The 1,815-nt window shown below is 32.8% G+C and carries 3 protein-coding genes; all 3 read right to left on the bottom strand.

All coding sequences use genetic code 11. The features are described from left to right. Window positions 1–218, bottom strand: a 218-nt coding sequence (locus GO009_RS18020; protein ID WP_369008828.1) for a CPBP family intramembrane glutamic endopeptidase, incomplete at its 3' end; no start/stop codon positions are given. 306 nt (window positions 219–524) lie between these two features. After that, the gene (locus GO009_RS18015; protein WP_163627956.1) at window positions 525–1,271 is read right to left on the bottom strand and encodes a type II CAAX endopeptidase family protein; all 747 of its coding nucleotides are present in this window, start codon (window positions 1,269–1,271) and stop codon (window positions 525–527) included. A 77-nt stretch (window positions 1,272–1,348) separates the two neighbouring features. After that, a partial coding sequence (locus GO009_RS17270; protein ID WP_203532491.1) for a hypothetical protein occupies window positions 1,349–1,815 on the bottom strand: 467 nt, incomplete at its 5' end.

The following is a 1,815-nucleotide window of genomic DNA, read 5'->3' as shown; positions in this document are numbered from 1 at the left end:
ATTGACCAAAGTACTGCGTTAATAATCCATGCATTTTTTCCATATCTCGCAACCTGTCTTTTAATCCAGTAACCTCTCCAAAAAAGTTCTTCAAAAACACCGCCAAATACGAGCCCCACWACAATTAGAGCCTTTATGGTATTGTTTGGTCTATGTACTCCCTCCARCAKTTGAGCTGGTGGAAAAATTTTTCCATTCMAAACGTGAACAAAAAGCATATTGACAAGCATGGTCAATACAATAGCYRATAAAAAAATACCMGTRCTGATTAAAAARTTTTTGAATGTTATCTTTTTCAGATTAAGAAAATCACAGATTTGAGCAAGGCCATAGCTCTCGATGCTCTTGTGCAAACCATAAAAAACCAAAACGAAGAATAAAATACTTATACAGAATATTGGCAATACAAAAGTTGAATACTGTACGTCCCCAAAAAGTTTATATCCTAAGTGTGGAGTAATCCAACAACACAAATTACAAAAGAAAGCACCATACAGTACAATGTAAATTGTACAGAACTCATGTTAAATAGAAAACTTGGAAATATACTTCTTTACAGTAAGAATTAATATCCCTAAACCAGTGATAACAAGAAGCCAATAACCCAACCCAAAATTCAAATCCTCTAATATTTTGAAATAAACATCCCTATTTGCGCCTTGAAATCCAATTGCAATCAAATTAATGAATATGTGAGTCATTATTGGAATTAAAAGATTTTTGGATTTGAAATAAACTATTGACAACAGAACACCTAGGCAAAAAGTGAATAAAAAGAGGTTTAAAGAATAAATGTGAAATGACGCAAAAAGTAAGGATGATAATAAAATAGAAAAGACTTTTTTCTTAGAGTACTGGAAAAATTTGGTCAAGACAATTTGTCTACATAGAATTTCCTCAGAAATCGGCACTATAAAAACAGCCAATAACGGTCTTAAGGCAAAGAAACTCTCGTTACTAGGATTTAATTGGTTTATACTCAGATAACCAAAAATTAAATCAAAGTTGAACACAGGGTCTAATGACAATTTTGAGGAAATGGCCAGTAGGATAGAAATTAATATTAAACCATTCCGATATTTAAATTCTACAAGGTAATTTTTTGTTTTTCTTTTCTCAAAAAAGTAAAAGTAGATTATTGTTAAAATATTAAATACAAATATTATTAAAAATAAATCTTTAGGATTCCATTTTAAGAGATTGAACAGAAAGTTTGGCAAAAAGTACAGTAAGATAAATAGTGAGATTGCAAGAAATATCGACTTAAGCATTTTTTAAATTAATATTTTATTCAACAAAAAAACAGTCCTCTCAATTAGAAATTGAGAGGACTGCATTAAATGGAATTTTATTCAGGACAATTTCCTGCGCCATAGGCGGTAGCCCAAATATCTTGTGGTGTTGCACCTTGCTTAGGATATCTTCCGCCACGAGGTGAATTACCATATATATAATTGTGCCATTGGTCAGCTACCTCTCCATAATAAGAACCTGTAGCAGCCGCTCCTCTATATGAATTTCCAAAACCTAAGGCACCACCTATTGTATCCATAAAGGCACCCCATGCTTCGGAGAAACTAGAATGGGCAGCTCCATTACACCTTCTTGAGTCACATTTTGGACAGTTATCAATTATACCCCCACCAGGGCCATCATCATTAGGCATGTGCATAATTTCAGCCCCTCCTTTAACTTCCAATAGTTCGTGTACGGGAACCGCTTCAAAATCGTTTAAACTTAATTTTTTGATACTCATAATGGTTAATGTTTTTTTGTTAATATTGTCAAACCTACTTACAAATGGCATAAATCCAA

The organism is Allomuricauda sp. TY007 (genome assembly GCF_010468565.1).
Lineage (GTDB): Bacteria > Bacteroidota > Bacteroidia > Flavobacteriales > Flavobacteriaceae > Flagellimonas.
The sequence above is the reverse complement of the archived record's forward strand: the minus strand, read 5'-3'. Positions and strand labels throughout refer to the sequence as shown.

Coding starts and splice junctions, on each gene's coding strand:
- GO009_RS18015 (WP_163627956.1), bottom strand. CDS start 1,271: ATGCTTAAGTCGATATTTCTTGCAATCTCACTATTTATCTTACTGTAC.